This window comes from Acidithiobacillus sulfurivorans (assembly GCF_018853815.1).
In the GTDB taxonomy this organism is placed as follows: Bacteria; Pseudomonadota; Gammaproteobacteria; order Acidithiobacillales; family Acidithiobacillaceae; genus Acidithiobacillus; species Acidithiobacillus sulfurivorans.
The window spans coordinates 79268-103427 of record NZ_JAAOMP010000036.1; the positions used below are offsets into that span (position 1 = coordinate 79268).

Below are 24160 nucleotides of genomic sequence, written 5' to 3' on the forward strand. Positions count from 1 at the left end.
TCTTGCTTCTCCCTACATCGCAAAAAAGCCGTGTTTTCTGGCCCAGATGGCAAACATCAGGGTGGCTCCAAAAACATAGGCAAGCAGGCCGAACCACAGGTAGTGCCAGTGTTCCAGCGGGAGAATGGTCATCATGTGAAAAGGCATGATAAAGGCAATGGGCATCATCAGCAGCGCCAGCCATACGGTCATGACCTTCATGACGGTATGCGCATTATTCTGAATGATGCCGTTGTAGGCATTGGTGACGGTCAAATAACGCTCATAGACCAGATTGACCACATCTTCCATGCGCCGTTGTTCGCGCAGGGCAGCATCCAGCAAGGGATAGGTCGAAGCTTCGCCGGGCGTGGCCCGCAAGGCGTTGCGCAAAATCAGTCCGGTTTCGCGCAAGGCGATGACCAGCTCTCCCAGATCCCGGTTCAGGACCACAATTTCGCGCAGCTCACTGTTACCCATGGCGGTTTTCAGGGCCATACGCAGTTCCTGGAGACGATCCACCAACACCCGGGCGACCCGTTCATGACTGTAGATAATGTTGAGCAGAATTCTTTGCAGAAGATCGCCACGGGCATTTTGCTGAAGGCTGCCGAGCCAATCCTGCTGCAGGGTTGCCAGCAGAGCGTCTTCAGCGATGATGACCAGGCGCTCGGGGCCGTCGTGCTGCACAATCAGGTGGCTTACCCGTGCGACAGTGCCAAATTGGGCATCTTCTTCCAACAGGGCAACGGGCAGCCGCAAGATGATTTCTTCGCCTTCACAATACAGGCGCTGGTCTTCACTATGGCGCAGCAGATTTCCCAGTCCGCTGCAGGAGGGGGCCTGTTCCGGGTTGAGCAGAAATAATCCTGGACCCGTGCATGAAGCACTGGAATTCCAGTCACCAAGCGCCATGTCGAAATACCGGGCCGTCATCGCTGCCTCAGATCCAGTCTTTTTTGCGGAAAAATACAAAGAGCAGCCCGGAAATGAGAAAACCCCCGCCCATCAGCACCGGCCAGGCATAAGTCCAGTCCTGTAGGGGTAAAGGGACGTTCATGCCATAAATACTGGCAACCGTAGCGGGGGAAGCCACCACCACGGTCCAGGCGGTAATGATTTTCAGGGTGTTGCTGATGTTGTTCTGGAGCACGCCCACATAAGCATCCATCATGTTGGTAATGGTGGAAGCATAAATTTCCGTCATGTCCCGGGCCTGCTGCAAATCAATCAGGGCATCGGCAATGTCTTCCAGATCGCCTTCATCCTGAAGGAGCATGGGCAGGCGCAGGGTTTGCTGGGCCACGGAAATGTTTCCCTTGAGCGCGGCAGAAAACAGAATCAAACTTTTGTTGAGCGCCAGCAGCCGGAAAAATTCATTATTGTTCTGCGAGTGGCGGAGGATTTTTTCGGTGGCGGCTATTTCTGCGTTGATAGTGCGCAATGCCCGCAGAAAATCCCGGGCAATAGCCTGGAAAATTTCGGCGAGCAGGCCCCGCACATTCAGGATTTTGCCGCGCTGACGCTGACTGCGTAATTCGTCCCATAATGCCAGGGGATGAGCGCTGGCGGTGACCATCTGCTGGGGCAGCAGCCAGAGTCCTACCGGCAGAGTCCGAAAGCGGAGTTCCGCATCGTCCTGCATGGGGGCAGGCACTTTCAAAATGATCAGGGCCACATCCCCGTCGCGTTCCAGGCGTGGGCGTTCGTCTTCATCGGAAACGTCCTGAAACAGATAGTCGGGTACCTGCAGATGCTTGGCGACAAATTCCAGTTCGGCTTGGCTGGGTGCCACCACCTGAATCCAGGTGGCACGGGGGGGCCACTGAAAATCACGGGTGATTTCCAGCTGGGCATCAGTTTTATCGTCAAACCAGTGCAGCATCCTGCCTCTCCTTTATAGACTCCTGCCCGATCATATCCAGCCCTTGCGCTTGAAAAAGGCGGCCAATCCCCCGGAAATACCCAGCCCCAAACACAGCACTACCCAGAAAATCCAATGGGTTTTCTGAAAGGGCAAGGTCGTGTTCACCCCAAACAGGGTGGCCAGCATACTCGGTACATAAAATACCATAGCCAGAACGGTCACCACCTTGAGCCCGTGGTTGATGTTGTTTTGTACCATGCCCGCGTAGGCATCCATCATCGACGTACTGGTTCCGGCATAAACCCGGGCGCGCTCATGGGCCACCTGCAACTCCAGTAAGGCCGTATCGACCTGTCGGGTCGCTGGCAGGTCATCGCGAATTTCTGCCAGGCGCGAAATCTTGAAGGCCGTGGCAATGTTGCCGACCAGAGCCACTTCAAAACGGGTCAGACTTTTACTGATTTCCAGCAAGGTGAAAAAGTCACCATTACTTTGCGTCCAATCCAGTTGCCGTTCATTTTCATGGATGGCCATGTTCAGTTGATGCAGGGCGTCTTCATAACTCTGGGCCAGTATTTTAAGAATGGCCGCAAGTATCTCGATGCTTTCCGGAGGGCTGGAAAGATGCTCCATCTGCACAAAAAAGGGCGAGAGCGAGGGCAGGTCTTCAGCCAGCAGCGTAGTCAGGCTTTGCTGGTGCAGAACCATTCCCAATGGACGCAAAGTCCAGGCATCGTCGACGATGCCCCGCACCGGAAACTGCAAGGTGAGAAACACCCGATTTTCTTCGCGCCGCAGCCAGGAGCGTTCATCAGGGTCCAGAATGTCCTGGGCAAAATCCCAGTCATCAGCAAGCTGCCCGGCCTGTACCCAGTCGGCGGGTTTGGGCGCCGTCAGATGTTGCCAGCCCTTCACCTGATCCGGAATTTTTGGCTCTTCCGAAGGGGCGGTCACAGGATGATCTGCTGGGGGAAATACATCCATAGATGTTCTCCAGATCAGAGGCGGGCGTTAGGGCAACAGTGTCTGGTATGTTCCCGACCAGGGATACTTAGCCAGCACAACTTGGAGCGCGGGACGGAGCCTTTTATACTGGACTTCCGTGTCGCCTGTAAAGGAAATTCCGCTGTGAGTAATGTGCATTCTGCAACTGATAGTAAAGCCTTTATCCCCCTCGCCCTCGCCATACTCACGGTTTCGGATACCCGCACCCCGGAAACCGACAAGTCCGGCGACAAAATTGCGGAGCTGGCCCTGGCCGCCGGACACCAGATAGCGGCGCGTTGCATCCTGCCCGATACGGCCGAAACACTTCGCCAGCAGATGCAAAGCTGGATAAGCGACCTGACCATTGACGTCATTGTCGCGACCGGCGGCACCGGGGTCACCGGGCGGGACGTAACCCCGGAGGCCCTCGCACCCCTGATCAGCAAGTCCATTCCAGGATTTGGCGAATTATTCCGCATGTTGTCCTACGAAGAAATTGGCACCAGCACGATTCAGTCCCGGGCCGAAGCCGCCATTTGTACGGGCACCATCGTCTTTTTGCTGCCCGGTTCTACCGGAGGTGTCCGGTTGGGTATGGAAGCCATCATCATTCCGCAACTGGATAACCGTCACCGTCCCTGCAATCTCAGTGAGTTATTACCGCGTATTCGTCATGAACACTGATCTCCTTCATGTCTGAAGACGCACTGGAGCGGCAGGCCCGCTGGAATAACTGCTACGCCCGGAGCAACACCCCGGCAGCAGCACCCCTGCCCTTGCTCAAGGCGCAGGCAGCTTTGCTACCCACACAGGGTACGGCGCTGGATCTCGCCTGTGGTCGGGGGGCTAATGCGTTGTTCCTCGCTAGACAGGGCCTGGAAACCTGGGCCTGGGATTACGCTGACTCGGCCATTGCCGCCGTTCAGCAAGCAGCAGCGGGGTTGCCCCTGCATGCCCAATGCCGGGATGTGCTGGCGCAGCCACCGGAGCCGGACAGCTTCGATGTGATAGTGGTTGCCCATTTTTTGCACCGCCCGCTTTTCCCGATATTGGCGCAGGCCTTGAAGGCCAACGGGTTACTGTTCTACGAAACCTGGGCCGGGCCTTATGCCGGGCGTGGACCGCAAAACCCGGATTTTCGTCTGCGTCCGGATGAACTGAACCATGCCTTTCCCGCGTTGCAGTTGCTGGTACTGGCAGAAGACCAGGATCGCAGCAGTGCTATATGGAGAGCGCCTGCCCGCCCTGTTACACTGGCGTAATTTACTGATCTACAAAGAGGAAGACCAGCAATGACCCGGAATGGCCGTTTGAGTATTATTGTCTTCGCCACCATTTCCCTGAGTGCCTGTGCCAAGCTGCCCGCCAAGGTGGTCGAACCCGCTGCGCCAGCCGCCAAGACGAATGCCAAGGCCGCCGCACCGGACATGCACAACAGCCAGTTGGCCCTCGACTGGGCCGGTACCTACGTGGGTACCCTGCCCTGCGCCGATTGTCCCGGAGTGCGCGAAACCCTGGTGCTGCACAAAGACCAAACCTATGCAATGAGCACCCACTATATGGACCGTCCGGGTTCGGCCTTTTCGCGCAGTAACAGCTTTACCTGGGTCAATGGTCACACCATCCGGCTGGAAGGCATGCAACAACCCATGTACTTTCGGGTAGGAGAAAACCAGCTTATTCAGTTGGGGATAGATGGTCAGCCCATTACCGGCCCCCTGGCGGCAAAAATGGTGTTGAAGAAAACGCAAACAGGAAAAACCCAATGACAAGCATCCAACAACGCGCCGCCCTGCAACGGCAAATATGGGCGATTGCCAATGATGTACGCGGCGCAGTCGATGGCTGGGATTTCAAGCAATATGTGCTTGGCACCCTGTTTTACCGCTTCATCAGCGAAAACTTCGCTATTTATATCGAAGCCGATGACGACAGCATCTACTACGCCGAGTTGCCGGACAACATCATCACCCCGGACATCAAAGACGATGCCATCAAAACCAAGGGCTATTTTATTTACCCCAGCCAGTTGTTTGCCAATGTGGCCGCCCGCGCCAACAGCAACGAAAGCCTGAATACGGATTTGGCCGATATTTTTGCCGCCATCGAAAATTCTGCCAGCGGTTACCCCTCCGAGCGCGACATCAAAGGTCTGTTTGCCGACTTCGACACCACCAGCAATCGTCTGGGCAACACCGTCAAAGATAAAAATACCCGCCTGGCCGCCGTGCTCAAAGGCGTTGCCGGGCTGTATTTTGGTGATGCGCATAGCGGCGACTTTGAAAGTAACCACATCGACCTGTTTGGCGATGCCTACGAATTTCTCATTTCCAACTACGCCGCCAATGCCGGCAAATCGGGCGGGGAGTTCTTCACGCCGCAGCACGTCTCCAAACTCATCGCCCAGTTGGCCATGCACAAGCAAACCCGCGTCAACAAGATTTACGACCCTGCCTGCGGCTCCGGCTCCCTGCTACTGCAAGCCAAAAAGCATTTTGATGCGCACATTATCGAAGACGGGTTTTACGGGCAGGAGCTCAACCACACCACCTACAACCTGGCGCGGATGAATATGTTCTTGCACAACATCAATTACGACAAATTCAACATCCAGTTGGGGGACACCCTCATCGCCCCCCATTTTGACGGCGACAAGCCCTTTGACGCCATCGTCTCCAATCCGCCCTATTCCGTAAAATGGATCGGCAGCGACGATCCCACCCTCATCAACGACGACCGCTTTGCCCCGGCGGGCGTACTCGCCCCCAAATCCAAAGCCGACTTTGCCTTTGTGCTGCACGCGCTCAGTTACCTTTCCGGCAAAGGCCGCGCGGCCATTGTCTGCTTTCCCGGCATTTTTTATCGTGGCGGTGCGGAGGCCAAAATCCGCCAGTATCTGGTCGATAACAACTATGTGGAAACCATCATTGCGCTCGCGCCCAATCTGTTTTTTGGCACCACCATTGCCGTCACCATCCTGGTGCTCTCCAAACACAAAACCGAAACCAGCACCCAGTTTATTGACGCCAGCGCCCTGTTCAAAAAAGAAACCAACAACAACACCCTCACCGACGCGCACATTCAACAAATCATGGCCGTGTTCGACAGTAAGGAAAATGCCGAATACTTCGTCCGCTCCGTACCCTATGAAGAAATTGCCGCCAACGACTACAACCTGTCAGTGAGCAGTTATGTGCAAGCCAAAGACACTCGCGAGACGGTGGATATTACCCGGCTCAACGCCGAACTGAAAATCACCGTCGCCAAAATCGACCGGCTCCGCGCCGAAATTGACGCCATCGTCGCCGAAATTGAGGGGGATTAAGGCATGAGCAAAAAGAAAATATCAGTGCCCACCATTCGCTCATCCGCAGCAGAATATCTAACCTTCATCGCCGCGAGCGGCGAAGGTGGCGTTGAAGCAGTCTATGCCGACGAAGATGTTTGGCTGAGCCAAAAAATGATGGGCATTCTGTATGACGTGAATGTACGAACCATCAACGAGCATTTGAAGAAAATCTTTACTGACAATGAATTGCAGGAAGATTCAGTTATCCGGAAATTCCGGATAACTGCCACCGATGGCAAAAACTACAACACCCAGCATTACAACCTGTCGGCCATCATCGCCGTGGGCTACAAGGTGAATTCCGAGCGGGCCGTACAGTTTCGCAAATGGGCAACGGGCATCATCAGGGAATACACCATCAAAGCCTATGTCATGGATGACGAGCGCCTTAAAAATGACGGCACCATCCTTGGCAAAAAATACTTTGAGGAACAACTCCAGCGCATCCGCGAAATTCGCCTATCGGAGCGCAAGTTCTACCAGAAGATCACCGACATCTACGCCACGGCCATTGACTACGACGTGACAGCGCAGGCCACTAAGCGCTTCTTTGCCACCGTGCAAAACAAGCTGCACTGGGCCATTCACGGACAAACCGCCGCCGAAGTGGTTTACACCCGCGCCGATGCGGAGCAGCCCGACATGGGGCTGACGTCATGGAAAGATGCCCCAAACGGAAAAATTCAGAAATTCGATGTTGTGGTGGCCAAGAACTACCTGACCGAAAAGGAGCTTGCCCAACTCTCGCGCCTGGTGAACGCCTATCTCGATATCGCTGAAGATAGGGCGCAAAGGCAAATGCCCATGACCATGGCCGATTGGGAAGAACGCTTAAACCGTTTTATTGCGGCAACCGACCGCGAAGTATTGCAAGACGCGGGCAAAATCACTGCCGAAATCGCCAAAGCCCACGCCCTAACCGAATTTGAAAAATACCGCATTGTGCAGGATCGGCTCTATATGTCTGATTTTGACAAGGTCATCAACGCTATCGAACAACAAAGTGATCAAACATAATGCTCGAAAACAAACTCAACATCACAAATCAAATCGACTTGGCCAAGACGGAAGAAAAAATCAGCAAACAAAAAGCCAGGAAGCTTTTTGATACCGGCGACATGAACAAGATCGAAGTAGGCAAATTCGCAGGCCTTGCCTTTATTCACGCCTATTTGTTTGGGGAGATTTACGGCTTCGCCGGAAAAATCCGCGATGTGAATATCGCCAAGGGCACAACCGCCTTTGCACGGGTCATGCACCTTGAGGCATCGTTAAAACATATCGACGCCATGCCCCAGCGCAGCTTTGAAGAAATCGTCGAAAAATATGTCGAGATGAATGTCGCCCACCCTTTCCGAGAAGGCAATGGCCGCGCTACCCGCATCTGGCTGGATCTGCTTTTCAAGCAAGCTATAGGGCAAGTGGTGGATTGGAATCAAGTGGATAAAGAAAGCTACCTTTCGGCCATGCAGCGCAGCGTAATCAACGACCTTGAAATTAAGCACCTGATCAAACACACATTAACCGACAAAATTGACGACCGCGCCTTGTTTATGAAAGGCATTGATGTGAGCTATTACTACGAAGGCTATAGCGAATTCAAGACGGAGGAACTATAGGCATGACGGATAAGCTCATCACGCTGACCGAGCGCCCCGAAGGCTACGGCACTTGGCTGAGCGAGCTGAAAACACGCATTCACCAAGCCCAACAGCGCGCCACGCTCGCCGTCAACCGCGAGCTGGTTTTACTGTATTGGCAGATTGGCCGCGATATTTTGCACCGGCAAGCTGAACAAGGCTGGGGCGCAAAAGTGATTGAGCAACTGGCGCACGATCTGCGCAACGCTTTTCCCGAGATGAAGGGCTTCTCCCGCGCCAACCTCATGTATATGCGTGCCTTTGCCGAGGCCTGGCCAGACGAGCAAATTGTCCAACAGGCTGTTGGACAATTGCCTTGGGGACATAATCTGGTATTGCTGACCCGACTGAAGCAACCGGAACAGCGTCTGGCCTATGCCCAGGCCACCATCGAACATGGTTGGTCGCGCAATGTGCTGAATATCCACATTGAAACCCGGCTTCTTGAACGTACCGGCAAAGCGGTTACCAACTTTGCCGAACGCCTGCCCTCGCCGGGTAGTGATTTAGCGCGGGAATCGCTCAAAGACCCCTACCTGTTCGATTTTCTCGATGTGGGCAAAGAGGCCGACGAACGCGAAATTGAATCGGCGCTGGTCAAGCACATTACCCAATTTCTGCTGGAATTAGGCGCAGGCTTTGCCTTTGTGGGGCGGCAGGTGTTGCTGGATGTAGGCGGCGATGAATTCTTTATTGACCTGCTTTTTTATCACCTCAAATTGCGCTGCTATGTCGTGATTGAACTCAAAGCCGGTAAATTTAAGCCCGAGCATCTGGGGCAATTGGGTTTTTACATGACAGCGGTGGACAAACAGATCAAGCATGAACTCGATAACCCCACCATCGGCCTGCTGCTGTGCAAAAGCAAAAACAAGGTGGTGGCCGAATACGCCCTGGGCGACAAAACCCAACCGATGGGCATAGCGGAATACAAACTCGTAGAATCCCTCCCCGAAAACCTCAAAACCAACCTGCCCAGTATTGAACAGATAGAGCGTGAATTGCAGGGAGAAGGCCAGTGAGGAACCTGGACTTTTTGGAAAAACTGCTGGATGGAGCGGAGGTGGAATGGAAACCGCTGGGGAAAGTTCTTGTTCGTGCCAAGGGAACAACGATTACCGCTGGTCGGATGAAAGAGTTACACAAAGAAGATGCGCCACTAAAAATCTTTGCTGGTGGCAGGACTGTTGCATTTGTAGATTTTGATGACATACCTACGAAAGATATTAATAGAGAGCCTTCTATTATCGTCAAATCTCGTGGCGTTATTGAATTCGAGTATTACGATAAGCCTTTTTCCCACAAAAATGAAATGTGGTCCTACCATTCAAATAATGACTATATCCATGTCAGGTATGTTTGTCACTTTTTGAAACTGAATGAACGGTACTTTCAAGGTATTGGCAGTAAAATGCAAATGCCGCAGATTGCAACGCCCGATACGGACAAGTTTGAAATCCCCATCCCCTGCCCGGAAAACCCAAAAAAATCGCTGGAAATCCAGGCCGAAATCGTTCGCATTCTGGACACCTTCACCGAGCTGACCACCGAGCTGACCACCGAGCTGACCGCCCGCAAAAAACAATACAACTACTATCGCGACCAGTTGTTGAGTTTTGAAGATGGGGAAGTGGAGTGGAAGGCCTTGGGGAAGATTGGTGAATTCATTCGCGGCAAACGCTTTACCAAAGCCGATTATGTGAAAGACGGCGTCAGCGTTATCCATTACGGCGAGATATACACTCGATACGGCGTTTTTACGACCCGTGCGCTTTCTCAGGTGAGAAGCGATATGGCTGACTCGCTCCGCTATGCGGAACCTGGCGATGTCGTAATAACGGACGTAGGAGAAACCGTCGAGGATGTTGGCAAAGCCGTGGCTTGGCTCGGCGATGAAAAAGTCGCCATTCACGACCATTGCTATGCTTTTCGCCATTCAATGAATCCGAAATTCGTTTCCTACTGCATGCAAGCAGCCTCATTCATTGCCGAGAAAGCAAAGTATGTAGCGAGTACCAAGGTCAATACATTACTGATCAACGGTTATTCAAAAATCGCCATCCCTGTTCCATATCCCGATGACCCGGAAAAATCACTTGCCGAACAAGCCCGCATTGTCGCCATTCTCGACAAATTCGACACCCTAACCACCTCCCTCACCGAAGGCTTGCCCCGCGAAATCGAGCTGCGTCAAAAACAGTACGCGTATTACCGTGATCTACTCCTCCATTTCACCAGGCCCGTTCAAGCAATAGCGAAAAACCCTTTGGAGAATGCCCATGAATCATGAAAACACACAAATTCAAATCTACCAATCCGACGATGGTCAGCTTGAGCTGAAGGTGGCCTTTGACCAAGACACTGTTTGGCTGTCGCAAGCACAAATGGCGGATTTATTCGGCACCAAGCGACCCGCCATTACCAAACATTTAAGTAATGTTTATAAAATGGGGGAGTTGTCCGAAGATACCACCTGTTCCATTTTGGAACATATGGCTTACCATGGCCAAAACTACAAAACCAAACAGTACAATCTCGATGCCATTATTTCGGTGGGATATCGCGTTAACTCCAGCCGCGCCACCCAATTTCGTATCTGGGCGACCCGCACCCTCAAACAGCATTTGGTGCAGGGTTACACCCTCAATCAACGCCGTTTGCATGAGCGTGGTATCGAATTTGAGCAGGCGATGGCGCTTTTAACGCAAACCCTCGGCAACCAGCAGTTGGTGAATGCTGAGGGCGCGGCGGTACTTTCGGTGATTGGCGACTATGCGCGTAGCTGGAGCTTATTGCAGGGCTACGATGAACAAAGTCTGGGGGAGCTGAACAGTAAACAATCGGCCATGCAGGCGCTGAATCTGGATGAGGCGTTAAGCGCCATCCATGAATTAAAAAAAGCACTGATCACCAAGGGCGAAGCCACGGAATTATTTGGTCAGTTGCGCGGCAACGGCCTTGAATCGGCGATTGCGACCATCGAGCAGGGTTATGGGGACGAACTGTTTTATCCGAATGTGGCGAGCCGCGCCGCGCACTTGCTATATTTTGTGATTAAAAATCACCCGTTGGCCGATGGTAATAAGCGCAGCGGTTCATTTTTGTTTTTATGGTATTTGCGCCGTAATCAGCATTTATTGGCCAAGCCCGTGGAGCGATTGATTAACGACAACACGCTGGTGGCGCTGGCGCTGTTGGTGGCCGAAAGCGAGCCGGCGCAAAAGTCGCTGATGATTCACTTGATCGAGCATTTTATTTTGCTGAAAGAGGACGGCAATGCCCTATAAACCGCCTTTCACCATTACCATTACCAGTCGTGAGCCCAAAACCCCCGAGGCGATTCTGGTGTTACTGGCGAATAACCCGCTGCGGACACGTCAGCAGCGCGCTGAACTGATGGGTAAGGACCTACGTACCATTGGCCGGGCGTTAGCCAAATTGCAGCAAGCGGGAAAAATTAAACGCGTCGGTTCGGATAAAACCGGCCATTGGGAGGTACAGCTGTGACAGACTACAAAACCATTGCCGAATCCAAAAACTTCATTGTTCTGGATCAATACAACCAGGACTGGAAGGTGGCCGATAGCTACCAGAGCGAAGGGGACCTGGAACGCGAACTGATTCAGGATTTGACTAATCAGGGCTATGAATACCTGCCCGGCCTGAATCATCCCGAGGCAATGCTCGCCAATCTGCGCATGCAGATGCAGGCACTGAATAACCTGGAGTTTCTGGAGGGTGAATGGTTGCGTTTTGTGGAAACCTGGCTGGACAAACCCAGCGACAGCATCGTGGACAAAACCCGCAAAATTCACGATGACTATATTCACGATTTTGTGTTTGACGATGGCCATATCCAGAACATTTACCTGCTGGATAAAAAAAATATCGCCCGCAACAAGGTGCAGGTCATCAATCAGTTTGAGCAATCCGGCAGCCATGCCAACCGCTACGATGTGACCATTCTGGTCAACGGCCTGCCGCTGGTACAGGTAGAGCTGAAAAAGCGCGGGGTGGCCATCCGCGAGGCCTTTAATCAGGTGCATCGCTACAGTAAGGAGAGCTTCAACAGCGCGCATTCCCTGTTCAAGTATCTGCAACTCTTTGTGATTTCCAATGGTACGGACACCCGCTACTTTGCCAACACCACCCAGCGCAATAAAAACAGCTTCGATTTCACCATGAACTGGGCAAAGGCGGATAACAGCCTGATCAAAGACCTGAAGGACTTTACGGCTACCTTCTTTCAGAAAAACACACTGCTTCATGTGCTCCTGCATTATTCGGTATTTGACGTAAACAATACCCTGCTGGTGATGCGTCCTTACCAGATTGCCGCCACCGAACGCATTATGTGGAAAATCAACAGTGCGTATCAGGCCAAGAACTGGCGCAGCACGGAAAGTGGCGGTTATGTCTGGCATACCACCGGTTCCGGCAAAACCCTGACCAGTTTTAAGGCGGCGCGTCTGGCCACCGAGCTGGATTTTATCGACAAGGTATTTTTTGTGGTGGACCGCAAGGATCTGGATTACCAGACCATGAAGGAATATCAGCGATTTTCGCCCGATAGTGTCAATGGCTCGGATAGCACCGCCGGGCTCAAACGCAATCTGGACATAAATGATAACAAAATCATCGTTACCACCATCCAGAAGCTCAACAGGCTGATCAAAAGCGAAAATGACCTGCCGGTGTATAACCAGCAGGTGGTGTTTATTTTTGATGAATGCCATCGCAGCCAGTTTGGCGAAGCCCAGAAAAACCTGAAAAAACGGTTCAGAAGGTTCTATCAGTTCGGTTTTACCGGCACCCCCATTTTTCCGCAAAACGCCCTGGGAGCCGATACCACGGCCAGCGTGTTTGGCCGCGAGCTGCATGCTTATGTGATTACCGATGCTATCCGCGACGAAAAAGTGCTGAAGTTCAAGGTGGATTACAACGATGTCCGTCCGCAGTTCAATTCGCTGGAAGCCGAGCAGGATACAAAAAAACTCAGTGCCGCCGAAAACCGCCAGGCCTTGTTGCACCCCGACCGTATCCGCGAAATTACCCAATATATTCTGAATAACTTCCGGCAAAAAACCCATCGTTTGCAGGCCGGTGGCAAAGGCTTTAACGCCATGCTGGCCGTCAGCAGCGTAGATGCCGCCAAGTGGTATTATGAGTCCTTTAAAACCTTGCAAAAAGACCGCGAAAAACCCTTGAAGGTCGCCACCATTTTCTCCTTTGCCGCCAACGAAGAACAAGACGCCGTGGGCGATATTATCGATGAAAGCTTTGATGTTTCGGCCATGAACAGCAGCGCCAAGGAGTTTTTGGCGGCAGCAATTGCCGACTATAATGCGCTGTTCAAAACCAGTTTCAGGTTGGACAGCGACGGTTTTCAGAACTACTACCGCGATTTGGCCAAGCAGGTGAAGGCTAAGGAAATTGATCTGCTGATTGTGGTGGGCATGTTTCTGACTGGTTTTGATGCGCCGACACTTAACACCTTGTTTGTCGATAAAAACCTGCGTTATCACGGCTTGATTCAGGCTTACTCACGCACCAACCGCATTTATGATGCGACCAAAACTTTTGGTAATATCATCACCTTCCGCAATCTCGAGCAGGCGACTATCGACGCCATCACCCTGTTTGGGGACAAAAACACCAAAAATGTCGTGCTCGAAAAAAGCTTCAGGGAATACATGGAAGGTTTTACCGATGTGGTCACTGGCGAAGCGCGGCGCGGCTTTGTGGATGTGGTGAAAGAACTGGAGCAGCGTTTTCCTGATCCTGTTGCCATTGAAAAAGAATCGGACAAAAAAGCCTTTGTGAAGTTGTTTGGCGAATTTTTACGCGTGGAAAATGTGCTGCAAAACTTTGACGAATTCGCCAGCCTGAAAGCTTTGCAAAGTGTCGATATGGATGACCCCGCAGCCCTTGAGGCCTTCAAGGCCAAGTATTATGTGACGGATGAGGAACTGCCTGCGTTACAGGCAATTCAAATTCCTTCCGAACGAAAAACCCAGGACTACCGTTCTACCTACAATGATGTGCGCGATTGGTTGCGGCGGGAAAAATCCGCTTCGGAAAAAGCAGAGTCCAGCATCGATTGGGATGACGTGGTGTTTGAGGTGGATTTGCTCAAATCTCAGGAAATCAATCTGGATTATATTCTCGAGCTGATTTTTGAGAACAACAAAAAAATCAAAGACAAGGTGGCCCTGGTGGAAGATGTGCGCCGGGTCATCCGTGCCAGCCTCGGAAATCGTGCCAAAGAAACGCTCTTGGTGGATTTCATCAATCAAACCGATCTGGATCAGCTTGGTGACAAAACCAGCCTGATTGAGGCGTTTTTTACCTTTGCCCAGGGCGAACAGCGGCGCGAAGCCGATGCGCTTATCGCTGACGAAAACCTCAATGTCGAAGCCGCGCGACGCTTTATCAGCGTTTCCCTGAAACGGGAGTTTGCCAGCGATAATGGCACCGAACTCAATGCCCTGCTGCCCAAAATGAGCCCGTTGAATCCTCAGTACCTGTGTAAAAAGCAGAGCGTGTTCCAGAAAATCGCGGCCTTTGTCGAGAAGTTCAAAGGCGTGGGCGGGCAGGTTTAAGCGCAAAATACGTGAACCTCTGAATGCGATGTGATAGTTTCGATGGGGTTCGCTTAGTGTCTGCCGGCACCTTGCTGGACTACATCGAGAGCGGCTGTAGGTCTTCTGGAGGCATTGCGCGCGGAAATTACGAGCAACAATGAAGTTGCTGCTTGATGAGTGCATTCCAAAGTCGTTAATAATAGAGAACTGCTGCCGCTGGATTCAGCCACTGTCTATGAGCTGGGCTGGAGTGGAACGAAGGATAAGGTGTTACTTGCTCTTGCCAAAGCACATTTTGATGTGTTTGTGACCATTGATCAGAATATGGCTTATCATCAGCACCTGATTGATTTCGTGGGGCTACACATCATTGTACTGAGGGTGCCTAACAGTAGACCTAAAGCAAACATGTTGAAATGAATGGGAGCCTACCCGCTCACTGTTGCGTAAGAAGCCTATGTGCCTGGATATTGCAAAAACCACCCCCAGGCGCGGATAATCAGCGGATGCAAAACGAATTTGATGTCATTGTCGTCGGTGGTGGCCATGCTGGCACCGAGGCTGCCGCTGCCGCAGCCCGTTTGGGGGTGCGCACCCTGCTCCTGACCCAGAATCTCGATACCATTGGGCAGATGTCCTGTAATCCGGCCATTGGCGGTATTGGCAAAGGGCATCTGGTCAAGGAAATTGACGCTCTGGGGGGTATCATGGCCCTGGCCATTGATCAGGCGGGTATCCAGTTTCGGACCCTGAACGCCAGCAAGGGGCCGGCGGTGCGGGCGACCCGCGCCCAGGCCGACCGCAGTTTGTATAAACGCGCGGTACGTCGTCTTCTGGAAAATATTCCCAATTTGCAATTGTTTCAGGGGATGGCCGGCGACTTGTTAATGGAAAATGATCGTCTGGCGGGTGTGCGGACAGAAACCGGGCTGGAGTTGCGTGCAGGTCAGGTGATTTTGACTACCGGGACCTTCCTCGGTGGGCGCGTGCACATGGGTGATCAGAATTATGCGGCCGGACGGGCAGGCGATCCGCCATCCAACGCCCTGTCCCTGCGCCTGCGGGAAATGGCTTTTCCGGTTGCCCGTCTGAAAACCGGCACGCCGCCCCGCATTGATGGACGCAGCATCGACTATAGCGTGCTCGAAGCCCAGCCCGGTGATAATCCACTCCCCGCCTTTTCCTTCATGACTCGGCAGGTAGATGTGCCCCAGCGCGCTTGCCATATCACCCATACCAATGCGCGCACCCATGAAATTATTGCCGCCAATTTGCACCAGTCGGCCATGTATGGCGGGCATATTCAGTCCGTCGGGCCGCGCTATTGTCCTTCCATTGAGGACAAGGTTGTGCGCTTTGCCGAAAAAACCTCGCACCAGATATTTCTTGAACCTGAAGGACTGGATACGCACGAAGTCTATCCCAACGGCATTTCCACCAGTCTGCCTTTTCCCGTGCAGGTGGATTTGGTGCGGAGCATGCGCGGTCTGGAAAATGCTGTCTTGCTGCGTCCCGGTTACGCCATTGAATACGATTTTCTCGATCCGCGTGATTTACACGCCAGTCTGGAAAGTCAGCGTCTGCCCGGACTTTTTTGTGCCGGTCAGATTAATGGTACCACCGGCTATGAAGAAGCCGCCGCGCAGGGCCTGCTGGCGGGCCTCAATGCCGCACGCCGGGCGCGGTCACAGGCTGCCTGGGTGCCGGGGCGTCATGAGGCGTATTTGGGAGTAATGGTGGACGATCTGGTTACCCGGGGGCTGGATGAACCCTATCGGATGTTTACCAGTCGCGCCGAGTATCGCCTGCAATTGCGTGAAGATAATGCCGATATGCGCCTGACCCCGCAGGGTCGCGAACTGGGGTTGGTGGATGAGGCGCGCTGGGCAGCCTTCAGCCACAAACAGGATGATCTCGAAGCCGAGCGCGAGCGTTTCCAGAGTTTGCGCATTCGTCCCGAAGACGCAGCAGCGGAGCGGGTTGCCGCGCATGTGGGCCAGGCCCTGAACCGGGACGTGACAGCGCTGGAGTTGTTGCGTCGCCCGGATTGGGATTACGCCAGTCTGACGACGGCTCTGGACATATCAGTTTGTACGGACCCACGCGTCAGCGAACAGTTGGAAATCGAGTGCAAATATTCGGGTTACATTGCCAGGCAGCAGGACGAAATTGAGCGTGCCGTCCGCTGGGAGGGCATGACCATTCCTGAGGACATGGATTATGCTTCGCTGCGCGGGTTGTCCACGGAAGTCATGCAACGTCTGAGTCGCCAGCGTCCGCAAACCATTGGTCTGGCCAGTCGCATTCCGGGCGTCACCCCGGCAGCCGTATCGCTGTTGTTGATTCACGTGAAACGCCGCAGCTTGCTGCAGGCAGGCTGATGTCGTCCGCGTCTGCCCTGCCAGAACAGCTGGCCGAGGCCCTGGACGCCGGGCTTGCGGTCATGCAACTGGATTCCGTGCATCCCGATCAGCGCCAGTTGCTGATTCAGTATGTGTTACTCCTCCAGCGTTGGAACGCCACCCACAATCTGACCGCCGTGCGCGACCCGCTCGAAATGATCTCCCGTCATCTGCTGGATAGTCTTGCCGTGCTGCCTTTTCTGGATGCCGGGCGGGTGGCAGATATTGGCAGTGGTGCGGGTTTGCCGGGAATCCCCTTGGCCATTTGCCGACCCGCTCAGGCCTTTACGCTGGTGGAGCCCGCCAGCAAGCGCGTGGCTTTTTTGCGCAGTGTGCTGGCCGAGCTCGGTCTGAGCCATGTGCAGGTGGTCCCCACGACCAGCGAAAAATACCAGCCCGAAAAGTTGCCGGACATCCTCATCAGTCGCGCCACCGCTCCCCTCGCGCGCCTGGATGCAATGACCATCCATCTGCAGGTTCCGCAGAGTAGGGTACTGGCCCTAAAGGGGCCTGGTGTCGAAGAAGAACTGGCCGATTGGCCACGCGCGGCTTCGCTGGAGCTTCGCTGTCATGACCTGCAGGTGCCGGGTTCGCCGCTGCGCAAGCTCTTGATTTGGACGAATCCTGTGCAGATGCCCTAGCCCCCCGCGAGCTGACAGGGTATTCTTGCCCGATTGTAGACTACTCTGGGAAATCACCCCGAAACATGCGCATCGTTGCTGTTGCTAATCAGAAAGGTGGTGTGGGAAAAACCACGACTGCCGTCAATCTGGCTGCCGGACTTGTCCAGACGGGCAAGCGGGTGCTGCTGGTTGATCTGGATCCGCAAGCCAATGCCAGCACCGGGTTGGGCCAGGTAGGTAATGCGGCGGGCAGTATTTATCACGTGTTGCTGGGGGAATTACCCCTCCGTGCAGTGCTGCATGAAGTATCTCCGACTGGACTTTTTCTCGCACCCTCCAGCCCCGATCTGGCCGGAGCCGAAGTGGAAATCTACCCGCGCGCGGATCGTGAGCAGCATCTGAAAAGAGCTTTGGCTGAGGCGTCGGACTTTGATTATGCCCTCATTGATTGCCCGCCGGCCCTGAATATGCTGACCATCAATGCCCTGGTAGCGGCAAACCGTGTGCTGATTCCCATGCAATGTGAATATTATGCCCTGGAAGGCCTCACGCAGTTGCTGAATACTGTCCGGCGGGTGCGTGCCCAGCTGAACCCCCATCTGGAAGTAGATGGGCTATTGCGGACCATGTTCGACAACCGCAACCGTCTTTCCTCGGAGGTGGGTCAGGAGTTGGAGCGGCATTTTCCGGATAAGCTTTATCAAACGATTATCCCCCGGAATATTCGCCTTGCCGAAGCCCCCAGCTTTGGCCGCGCTGCCCTGGAATACGATCCTTCCTGCGCGGGTTCCCTGGCCTATCAGGGTTTGGCCAAAGAATTCCTGCAACGGGAGGGGATAAAATGAAGCGAGTGGGTTTGGGTCGAGGTCTCGATGCACTGTTTGCCAATGAAGATTCGGGTACCGGTTCCATGCGGGAGATCCCGGTCGATCTGCTCCAGCGCGGTCGTTATCAACCGCGCGGAATCATTGCGGAATCATCCCTGCAGGAATTGGCGGAGTCCATACGCCATCAGGGGGTGGTGCAACCCATCGTGGTGCGCGCCGTGGGGGGGGGTCGCTATGAAATTATTGCTGGCGAGCGCCGCTGGCGTGCCGCACAACTGGCGGGTTTAATCCAAATACCTGCAGTAGTCCGCGATTGTGGCGATGAGCAGGCCCTGGCCATTGGCATCATCGAAAATATACAGCGTCAGGATCTGAATCCGCTGGAAGAAGCCCAGGCGCTGCAGCGCTTGCTGGATGAGTTTGGCCTCAGCCACGAAGCGCTGGCCGGAACGCTGGGCCGTTCGCGGGCGGCAATCAGTAACCAGCTCCGGCTCTTGCGCCTTTGTCCCGCGTTGCATCCGCACGTGGAAAGTGGTGCCTTAAGTGCAGGGCATGCCCGCGCGTTGTTGACCCTCAGTGACGAGCGGCAACAGGTTCTGGCAGAAAAGGTGGTCCAGGAAAACCTGAGTGTCCGCGCCACTGAAAAGCTGGCTCAAAAAGACCTGAATCCGCCAGGACCCCTGCCGGAACCGGATCCCAACACCGCCGCTCTCATAGCACTGATTCAATCCAGTCTGGGACTTGGTGTGGATTTGCGCTCCCGTGGCCAGGGGGGGGAACTGCGCATTCGCTGGGAAAACCCGGAGCAAGAGGCCATGCTCCTGAAACGTCTGGGCGTATCGCTCAATGACGACGAAAGCTGATGGATCACTCTTGACGCTGGGCATCTGCGTGTTTAGACTCCGCCTGTATTTGAGTTTTGCCCATTGAAAGAGCAAGAAAAACAAATGGGCATGGTGAACTTCTCGTCCTACGTGGGGCGAGTCACTGCGACGGTATTGACGTTGGCCCTGTTTCTGGCTGCCTTGCTGGCATGGCTCTGGGGACGACAAGAAGCCTACGCACTGCTTTTTGCGGCATTTTTGAGCGTAATCAACATGCTCATCCTGGGTGGTCGCCTGATCGCGCTCCCCGCTTCTACGCATCTTGCCGCACGGCGGCTGGGTGGGGCGGTGTTGCAGCGCTGGATCATAACCATTCTGGGTCTCATCTTGGCAATTTTCTGGTTGCATCTGCCTGTTATCGGGTTGGTTGCCGGATTTTTGCTGGCCCATTTCGTATTTTTGGCATTTCTGATGCGGGAACGTATCAGGCAAAGGAGTTAAGTGTGGCTTCAGGCGATATCGCCCATCATCTCGTCAACTGGACCATCGGTTCCGGTTTCTGGACGTTTGATCTGGACACCATTGTCATGGGCTGGATCATGGCTGCCATTCTGGTCATTACCGGCATGGTAGTCGGAGCAAAATTGCAGACCAGCACCCCCAGCGGCATGCAGAACTGGCTGGAAGGCGTCGTCGATTTTATTGATGATCTGGTCCAGGGCAGTTTCCCGGTCAAGGACCCCTTGATTGCACCCATGGCTATCACAGTATTTTTGTGGATCCTGCTGATGAACAGCCTGGATGTTATCCCCGCCTATTTGCCCAGCATTATTGCGCACTGGTTCGGAATTTCGGAATTTCGGGTAACCCCTACCGTGAACCTGAACACTACCCTGGGCGTTTCCATCACGGTGTTTCTGGTGATGATTGCCACCAATTTGCGGGTGAAGGGTTTCGGATACTTCAAGACCTACCTGACCCATCCCTTCGGTATTTGGCTGGCACCGATGAACATCATCATGTCCCTGATCGAAGAAATCACCAAGCCGTTAAGCCTGGGCCTGCGACTGTTCGGCAACATGTTTGCGGGCGAACTGGTATTCCTGCTGCTGGCCATGCTGCCCTGGTGGGGCGAGCTGGTGATGGGTACGGTCTGGTCCCTGTTTGAAAGTTTGATCATTATCCTGCAGGCGTTTATTTTCACCGTGTTGACCGTGGTTTACCTCGGCATGGCGAATATGCAGGATCATTAATAAAGTTTTTTATATTTCACTTTTGCGACACTTGTAAGGAGTTATCATGGACGCACACACCATTATCGTAGCTGCTACAGCCATTGCTGTGGGTATTATTTTTGGCGCCGCTGGTCTGGGTTCCGCCATTGGTTGGGGTCTGATTACCTCCAAGACCATTGAAGGCATTACCCGTCAACCCGAAATGCGTCCCCAGTTGTTGGTGAATACCTTCATTTTTGCCGGTTTGATGGAATCTTTCCCCTTCATCATTCTGGCCTTCGGTTTCTGGTTCCTCTTCGCCAACCCGTTCCTGGGCTGATGCGGGCCCGGTTGATCCGGCCCTCTTGCAAGTGAGGTAGTCATGAATCCAGTAGGTATCAATGGAACACTGATCATACAGCTGATCACCTTCGTCATTTTGGTGGCGTTGTTGTACAAGTATATGTATGGTCCCCTGCGTAAAGTAATGGACGCCCGCCGCGCGAAAATCGCTGACGGTCTCGCCGCTGCTGAACGTGGTAAGGAAGAAATGGCCCTGGCCCAGAAACGCGCTGCAGAAATGCTGCGGGAGGCCAAGGACAAAGCGGCAGAGATTATTGCCAACGCCGAGCGTCGTGGTGTGGAGCTGCGTGAAGAAGCTCAGGTCAAGGCCCGCGAGGAAGCAGACCGGATTATTGCCGGAGCCCGTGCGGAAATTGATGTGGAAACCAACCGGGCTCGTGAAGTTCTGCGTGGTCAGGTGGTGGAGCTGGTGGTCGACGGCACCCAGCGTATTCTGCATCGTGAAATTGATCAGAACGCCCATCGCGACATCATCGACCGTATGGTCGGCCAACTGTGAGGATCTGAAATGGCAGATCTGATCACGGTGGCGCGACCCTACGCCGAGGCGCTTTACGGGCTGGCCAAAGAGTCTGGTCAGCAACAGGCTTGGGCAGACGCTTTACAGGTGCTCACCGCCATGGTTGCAGACGACCAGGCACAAGCATTTTTGAGTGACCCTGAACGCCCGGAAACGGACAAGGTGGCCTTGCTTGCCGCCGCTCCCGTCACGCTGGAACAGTCGGGCTGGCAGGCCTTTCTGACTCTTCTGGTGCATAACGATCGCTGGGCAGCGGCAGCAGAAATTGCCGTCCTCTTTGCTGAGGCTCTGCGCCATGACGAAGGCATTGTCGACGTTCTGGTGACCAGTGCGGTGGCTATGGACGCGCAGCAGAAAAGCTCGGTTCAGGCGGCGCTGGAACAGCGTTTCAGCGGTCGCAAAGTCGCTTTTCGTGAGTCGGTAGATGCCTCGCTGATTGGCGGTCTCGTAATTCATACGGGTGATCTCACCATAGATGCTTCCGTGCGTGGACAAGTGCAGCAACTTGCCCGAACCCTTCGCAGCTAAAGTCTTGAGGAACAAAGTATGCAACAACTGAATCCATCGGAAATCAGTGACCTGATCCGCGCACGCATCGCTGGCTTTGAAGGCCGTGTCGAGACGCGCTCCCAGGGCACTATCATCAGCCTGAGCGACGGTATCCTGCGCATTCACGGTCTGGAAGACGTCATGTACGGCGAAATGCTCGAACTCCCCAGCGGGCGCTTCGCGCTGGCCATGAATCTGGAGCAGGACAATGTCGGCGCCGTGGTGCTGGGAGAATTCTCTGGTCTTGAAGAAGGTGGCATTGTTAAATGCACCGGCAAGGTCATGCAGGTTCCTATCGGCAAGGAATTGCTGGGTCGTGTGGTCAATGCCCTGGGACAGCCCATTGATGGCAAAGGCCCGGTAGATGCCAAGGAATTTGACGTTCTCGAAAAAATCGCGCCCGGCGTGGTGGATCGTCAAAGTGTGGATGAGCCCATGCAGACCGGCGTCAAATCCATTGATGCCATGGTACCGGTGGGACGCGGACAGCGCGAACTGATCATTGGTGACCGCCAGACCGGTAAGACGGCGGTGGCAGTGGATGCCATCATCAATCAGAAAGGCAAGGGTGTTTACTGCATTTACGTTGCGGTGGGCCAGAAGGCTTCAACCGTAGCCGGAGTGGTGCGTAAGCTGGAAGAATATGGCGCTATGGAATACACCACGGTCATCGCCGCCAACGCTTCCGAATCTGCGGCCATGCAGTATCTGGCGCCTTATTCCGGCTGCACGATGGGTGAGTTCTTCCGCGATCGCGGCATGGACGCATTGATTGTGTATGACGATCTGACCAAGCAGGCCTGGGCCTACCGGCAGATTTCCCTGTTGCTGCGGCGTCCTCCGGGTCGCGAAGCGTATCCGGGCGATGTGTTCTACCTGCATTCCCGTTTGCTGGAACGCGCCGCACGCGTCAACGCGGATTTTGTGGAAAAATTCACCCATGGCGAAGTGAAGGGCAAGACCGGTTCATTGACCGCGTTGCCCATCATTGAAACTCAGGCCGGTGACGTTTCTGCCTTCGTGCCGACCAACGTGATTTCCATCACCGACGGCCAGATTTATCTCGAAACCGATTTGTTCAACTCCGGTATTCGCCCCGCCATTAACGCCGGCTTGTCCGTATCGCGCGTCGGTGGTGCTGCCCAGACCAAGATCATCAAGAAGTTGGGTGGTGGTATTCGTCTGGATCTGGCGCAGTATCGTGAACTGGCGGCTTTCGCCCAGTTTGCTTCTGATCTGGATGAAATTACCCGCAAACAAATTGAACGGGGCAAGCGGGTTACTGAACTGCTGAAACAGGATCAGTTCTCACCCATGTCGGTCGCAGAACAGGCCGTTGCCCTGTTCGCCGCCAGCAGCGGTGCACTGGATGACGTGGAAGTGGCCAAGGTGCGGCCTTTTGAGAAGGCCTTGCTGGCTTATCTGCACAGCAATAACAAGGACCTGATGGTTGGGCTCGAAGAGAAAAAAGAGCTCACCGATGACTTTAAAAAACAGCTCGACGCAGCAGTCAAGCAGTTCAAGTCCAGTTCGACGTACTAGGAGAGCAGCATGGCCAATGCCAAGGAAATTCGCGGTCAGATCAAGAGCGTAAAAAATACGCGCAAGATCACCCGCGCCATGGAAATGGTGGCTGCAAGCAAGATGCGACGCGCGCAGGAACGGATGCGCGCTGCCCGGCCCTATGCGGAGAAAATTCGTGAGGTACTGGGCCATCTGGCGCTGGCACACCCGGAGTATGAACATCCTTTGATGCAGGTTCGGCCCATCAAGAGGGTGGGATTTCTGGTTATTACCACGGATCGTGGGCTCTGCGGCGCGTTGAATGTCAATGTGCTTCGGCAGGTTGTGCATAAAATGCACGACCTGCACGAACAGGGCGTCAGTTCTGATCTCGCAGTCATGGGGAACAAGGGGCTGGGTTTTTTGCGCCGGCATGGCGCGCATCTGGTTGCTGAACTGAATGGACTGGGCGACAAGCCCAATCTTGCGGACATGATCGGACCGATCAAGGCCATGGCCGATGCTTACGCCAAGGGTGAGGTCGATGTGGTTTATATGGTCTCTTCCCGCTTCGTCAACACCATGCTGCAACGCGCCACTCTGGAGCAGTTGTTGCCCGTGGCCAAGCCGGAAGTGCCTGTCGAAAAACCGGCGGAGATGTGGGATTACATTTATGAGCCTGAGGCTCGCCCGGTTCTCGACAAGCTGATGCATCGCTATGTGGAGTCTGTCGTTTATCAGGCGGTCATTGAGCATCTGGCCTGCGAGCAAAGCGCGCGGATGGTGGCCATGAAAAATGCCTCGGACAACGCCAAACGGATGGTGGGCGATCTGCAGTTGGCTTACAACAAGGCCCGTCAGGCAGCCATTACACAGGAAATCGCCGAAATCAGCGCCGGTGCGGCGGCGGTTTGACGATTAAGCACAGC

At 54.0% G+C, this 24160-nt stretch carries 26 protein-coding genes; 23 read left to right on the forward strand and 3 right to left on the reverse strand.

Annotation, left to right across the window (positions count from 1 at the left end; genetic code table 11):
• Nucleotides 1–12 precede the first annotated feature (12 nt).
• The 3 genes from HAP95_RS04040 to HAP95_RS04050 are packed head-to-tail and all read right to left on the reverse strand — an operon-like array spanning nucleotide 13 to nucleotide 2830.
• Complete coding sequence (locus HAP95_RS04040; RefSeq protein ID WP_215883068.1) at nucleotides 13–915, reverse strand: CorA family divalent cation transporter; 903 nt, start codon at nucleotides 913–915, stop codon at nucleotides 13–15.
• 7 nt (nucleotides 916–922) lie between these two features.
• Entirely contained in the window at nucleotides 923–1864 is a 942-nt protein-coding gene (locus HAP95_RS04045) for a magnesium transporter CorA family protein (RefSeq protein WP_215883069.1), read from the reverse strand.
• 30 nt (nucleotides 1865–1894) lie between these two features.
• Nucleotides 1895–2830, reverse strand: a complete 936-nt coding sequence (locus HAP95_RS04050; RefSeq protein WP_215883070.1) for a magnesium transporter CorA family protein — start codon at nucleotides 2828–2830, stop codon at nucleotides 1895–1897.
• Between the two features lie 144 nt (nucleotides 2831–2974).
• Here HAP95_RS04050 and moaB point away from each other — a divergent pair, with 144 nt between their 5' ends.
• The 23 genes from moaB (at nucleotide 2975) to atpG (ending at nucleotide 24146) form a co-directional block, all read left to right on the forward strand.
• The gene (gene moaB, locus HAP95_RS04055; protein WP_215883071.1) at nucleotides 2975–3517 is read left to right on the forward strand and encodes a molybdenum cofactor biosynthesis protein B; all 543 of its coding nucleotides are present in this window, start codon (nucleotides 2975–2977) and stop codon (nucleotides 3515–3517) included.
• Nucleotides 3518–3525: 8 nt separating this feature from the next.
• The gene (locus HAP95_RS04060) at nucleotides 3526–4095 is read left to right on the forward strand and encodes a class I SAM-dependent methyltransferase (RefSeq protein ID WP_215883072.1); all 570 of its coding nucleotides are present in this window, start codon (nucleotides 3526–3528) and stop codon (nucleotides 4093–4095) included.
• 30 nt (nucleotides 4096–4125) lie between these two features.
• Nucleotides 4126–4602 carry a copper resistance protein NlpE gene (locus tag HAP95_RS04065; RefSeq protein ID WP_215883073.1) on the forward strand — a complete coding sequence of 159 codons (477 nt, stop codon included), beginning with the start codon at nucleotides 4126–4128 and terminating at the stop codon, nucleotides 4600–4602.
• A complete protein-coding gene (locus tag HAP95_RS04070) occupies nucleotides 4599–6158 on the forward strand; it encodes a type I restriction-modification system subunit M (RefSeq protein WP_215883074.1) in 1560 nt (519 codons plus the stop codon). The genes HAP95_RS04065 and HAP95_RS04070 overlap by 4 nt, the downstream gene beginning before the upstream one ends.
• Before the next feature lie 3 nt (nucleotides 6159–6161).
• The gene (locus HAP95_RS04075) at nucleotides 6162–7199 is read left to right on the forward strand and encodes a virulence RhuM family protein (protein ID WP_215883075.1); all 1038 of its coding nucleotides are present in this window, start codon (nucleotides 6162–6164) and stop codon (nucleotides 7197–7199) included.
• Nucleotides 7199–7801 carry a protein adenylyltransferase Fic gene (gene fic, locus HAP95_RS04080; RefSeq protein WP_226832531.1) on the forward strand — a complete coding sequence of 201 codons (603 nt, stop codon included), beginning with the start codon at nucleotides 7199–7201 and terminating at the stop codon, nucleotides 7799–7801. The genes HAP95_RS04075 and fic overlap by 1 nt, the downstream gene beginning before the upstream one ends.
• 2 nt (nucleotides 7802–7803) lie before the next feature.
• Nucleotides 7804–8844, forward strand: coding sequence for a PDDEXK nuclease domain-containing protein (locus HAP95_RS04085; RefSeq protein ID WP_215883076.1), 1041 nt, complete (start codon nucleotides 7804–7806; stop codon nucleotides 8842–8844).
• A gap of 14 nt (nucleotides 8845–8858) precedes the next feature.
• A complete protein-coding gene (locus tag HAP95_RS04090; protein WP_215883077.1) occupies nucleotides 8859–10112 on the forward strand; it encodes a restriction endonuclease subunit S in 1254 nt (417 codons plus the stop codon).
• Nucleotides 10102–11109 carry a virulence RhuM family protein/type II toxin-antitoxin system death-on-curing family toxin gene (locus tag HAP95_RS04095; protein ID WP_215883078.1) on the forward strand — a complete coding sequence of 336 codons (1008 nt, stop codon included), beginning with the start codon at nucleotides 10102–10104 and terminating at the stop codon, nucleotides 11107–11109. The genes HAP95_RS04090 and HAP95_RS04095 overlap by 11 nt, the downstream gene beginning before the upstream one ends.
• The gene (locus tag HAP95_RS04100; protein ID WP_215883079.1) at nucleotides 11099–11329 is read left to right on the forward strand and encodes a putative DNA binding domain-containing protein; all 231 of its coding nucleotides are present in this window, start codon (nucleotides 11099–11101) and stop codon (nucleotides 11327–11329) included. The genes HAP95_RS04095 and HAP95_RS04100 overlap by 11 nt, the downstream gene beginning before the upstream one ends.
• Entirely contained in the window at nucleotides 11326–14424 is a 3099-nt protein-coding gene (locus tag HAP95_RS04105; RefSeq protein ID WP_215883080.1) for an HsdR family type I site-specific deoxyribonuclease, read from the forward strand. Before HAP95_RS04100 ends, HAP95_RS04105 begins: the two co-directional genes overlap by 4 nt.
• A 159-nt stretch (nucleotides 14425–14583) precedes the next feature.
• A complete protein-coding gene (locus tag HAP95_RS04110; protein WP_215883081.1) occupies nucleotides 14584–14826 on the forward strand; it encodes a DUF5615 family PIN-like protein in 243 nt (80 codons plus the stop codon).
• An 86-nt stretch (nucleotides 14827–14912) separates the two neighbouring features.
• On the forward strand, nucleotides 14913–16787 hold the full coding sequence (mnmG, locus tag HAP95_RS04115; protein ID WP_215883082.1) for a tRNA uridine-5-carboxymethylaminomethyl(34) synthesis enzyme MnmG: 1875 nt from the start codon (nucleotides 14913–14915) through the stop codon (nucleotides 16785–16787).
• Nucleotides 16787–17449, forward strand: a complete 663-nt coding sequence (gene rsmG, locus HAP95_RS04120; protein WP_215883083.1) for a 16S rRNA (guanine(527)-N(7))-methyltransferase RsmG — start codon at nucleotides 16787–16789, stop codon at nucleotides 17447–17449. Before mnmG ends, rsmG begins: the two co-directional genes overlap by 1 nt.
• A gap of 65 nt (nucleotides 17450–17514) precedes the next feature.
• Nucleotides 17515–18276 carry a ParA family protein gene (locus HAP95_RS04125; RefSeq protein ID WP_215883084.1) on the forward strand — a complete coding sequence of 254 codons (762 nt, stop codon included), beginning with the start codon at nucleotides 17515–17517 and terminating at the stop codon, nucleotides 18274–18276.
• Nucleotides 18273–19121 (forward strand): ParB/RepB/Spo0J family partition protein, encoded by an 849-nt coding sequence (locus tag HAP95_RS04130; protein ID WP_215883085.1) that lies wholly within the window; start codon nucleotides 18273–18275, stop codon nucleotides 19119–19121. The genes HAP95_RS04125 and HAP95_RS04130 overlap by 4 nt, the downstream gene beginning before the upstream one ends.
• A gap of 63 nt (nucleotides 19122–19184) precedes the next feature.
• Nucleotides 19185–19583: a hypothetical protein gene (locus HAP95_RS04135; RefSeq protein WP_226831060.1), complete on the forward strand. Its 399-nt coding sequence runs from the start codon at nucleotides 19185–19187 to the stop codon at nucleotides 19581–19583.
• 2 nt (nucleotides 19584–19585) lie between these two features.
• Nucleotides 19586–20335, forward strand: a complete 750-nt coding sequence (gene atpB, locus HAP95_RS04140) for a F0F1 ATP synthase subunit A (RefSeq protein ID WP_215883086.1) — start codon at nucleotides 19586–19588, stop codon at nucleotides 20333–20335.
• A gap of 46 nt (nucleotides 20336–20381) precedes the next feature.
• A complete protein-coding gene (atpE, locus tag HAP95_RS04145) occupies nucleotides 20382–20636 on the forward strand; it encodes a F0F1 ATP synthase subunit C (RefSeq protein WP_009561114.1) in 255 nt (84 codons plus the stop codon).
• 42 nt (nucleotides 20637–20678) lie between these two features.
• Nucleotides 20679–21158, forward strand: a complete 480-nt coding sequence (gene atpF, locus HAP95_RS04150; RefSeq protein WP_193650292.1) for a F0F1 ATP synthase subunit B — start codon at nucleotides 20679–20681, stop codon at nucleotides 21156–21158.
• Nucleotides 21159–21167: 9 nt separating this feature from the next.
• Complete coding sequence (locus tag HAP95_RS04155) at nucleotides 21168–21707, forward strand: F0F1 ATP synthase subunit delta (RefSeq protein ID WP_215883087.1); 540 nt, start codon at nucleotides 21168–21170, stop codon at nucleotides 21705–21707.
• An 18-nt stretch (nucleotides 21708–21725) separates the two neighbouring features.
• On the forward strand, nucleotides 21726–23270 hold the full coding sequence (gene atpA / locus HAP95_RS04160) for a F0F1 ATP synthase subunit alpha (RefSeq protein WP_215883088.1): 1545 nt from the start codon (nucleotides 21726–21728) through the stop codon (nucleotides 23268–23270).
• Between the two features lie 9 nt (nucleotides 23271–23279).
• Entirely contained in the window at nucleotides 23280–24146 is an 867-nt protein-coding gene (atpG, locus tag HAP95_RS04165) for a F0F1 ATP synthase subunit gamma (protein ID WP_215883089.1), read from the forward strand.
• The last annotated feature ends 14 nt before the right edge of the window (nucleotides 24147–24160 follow it).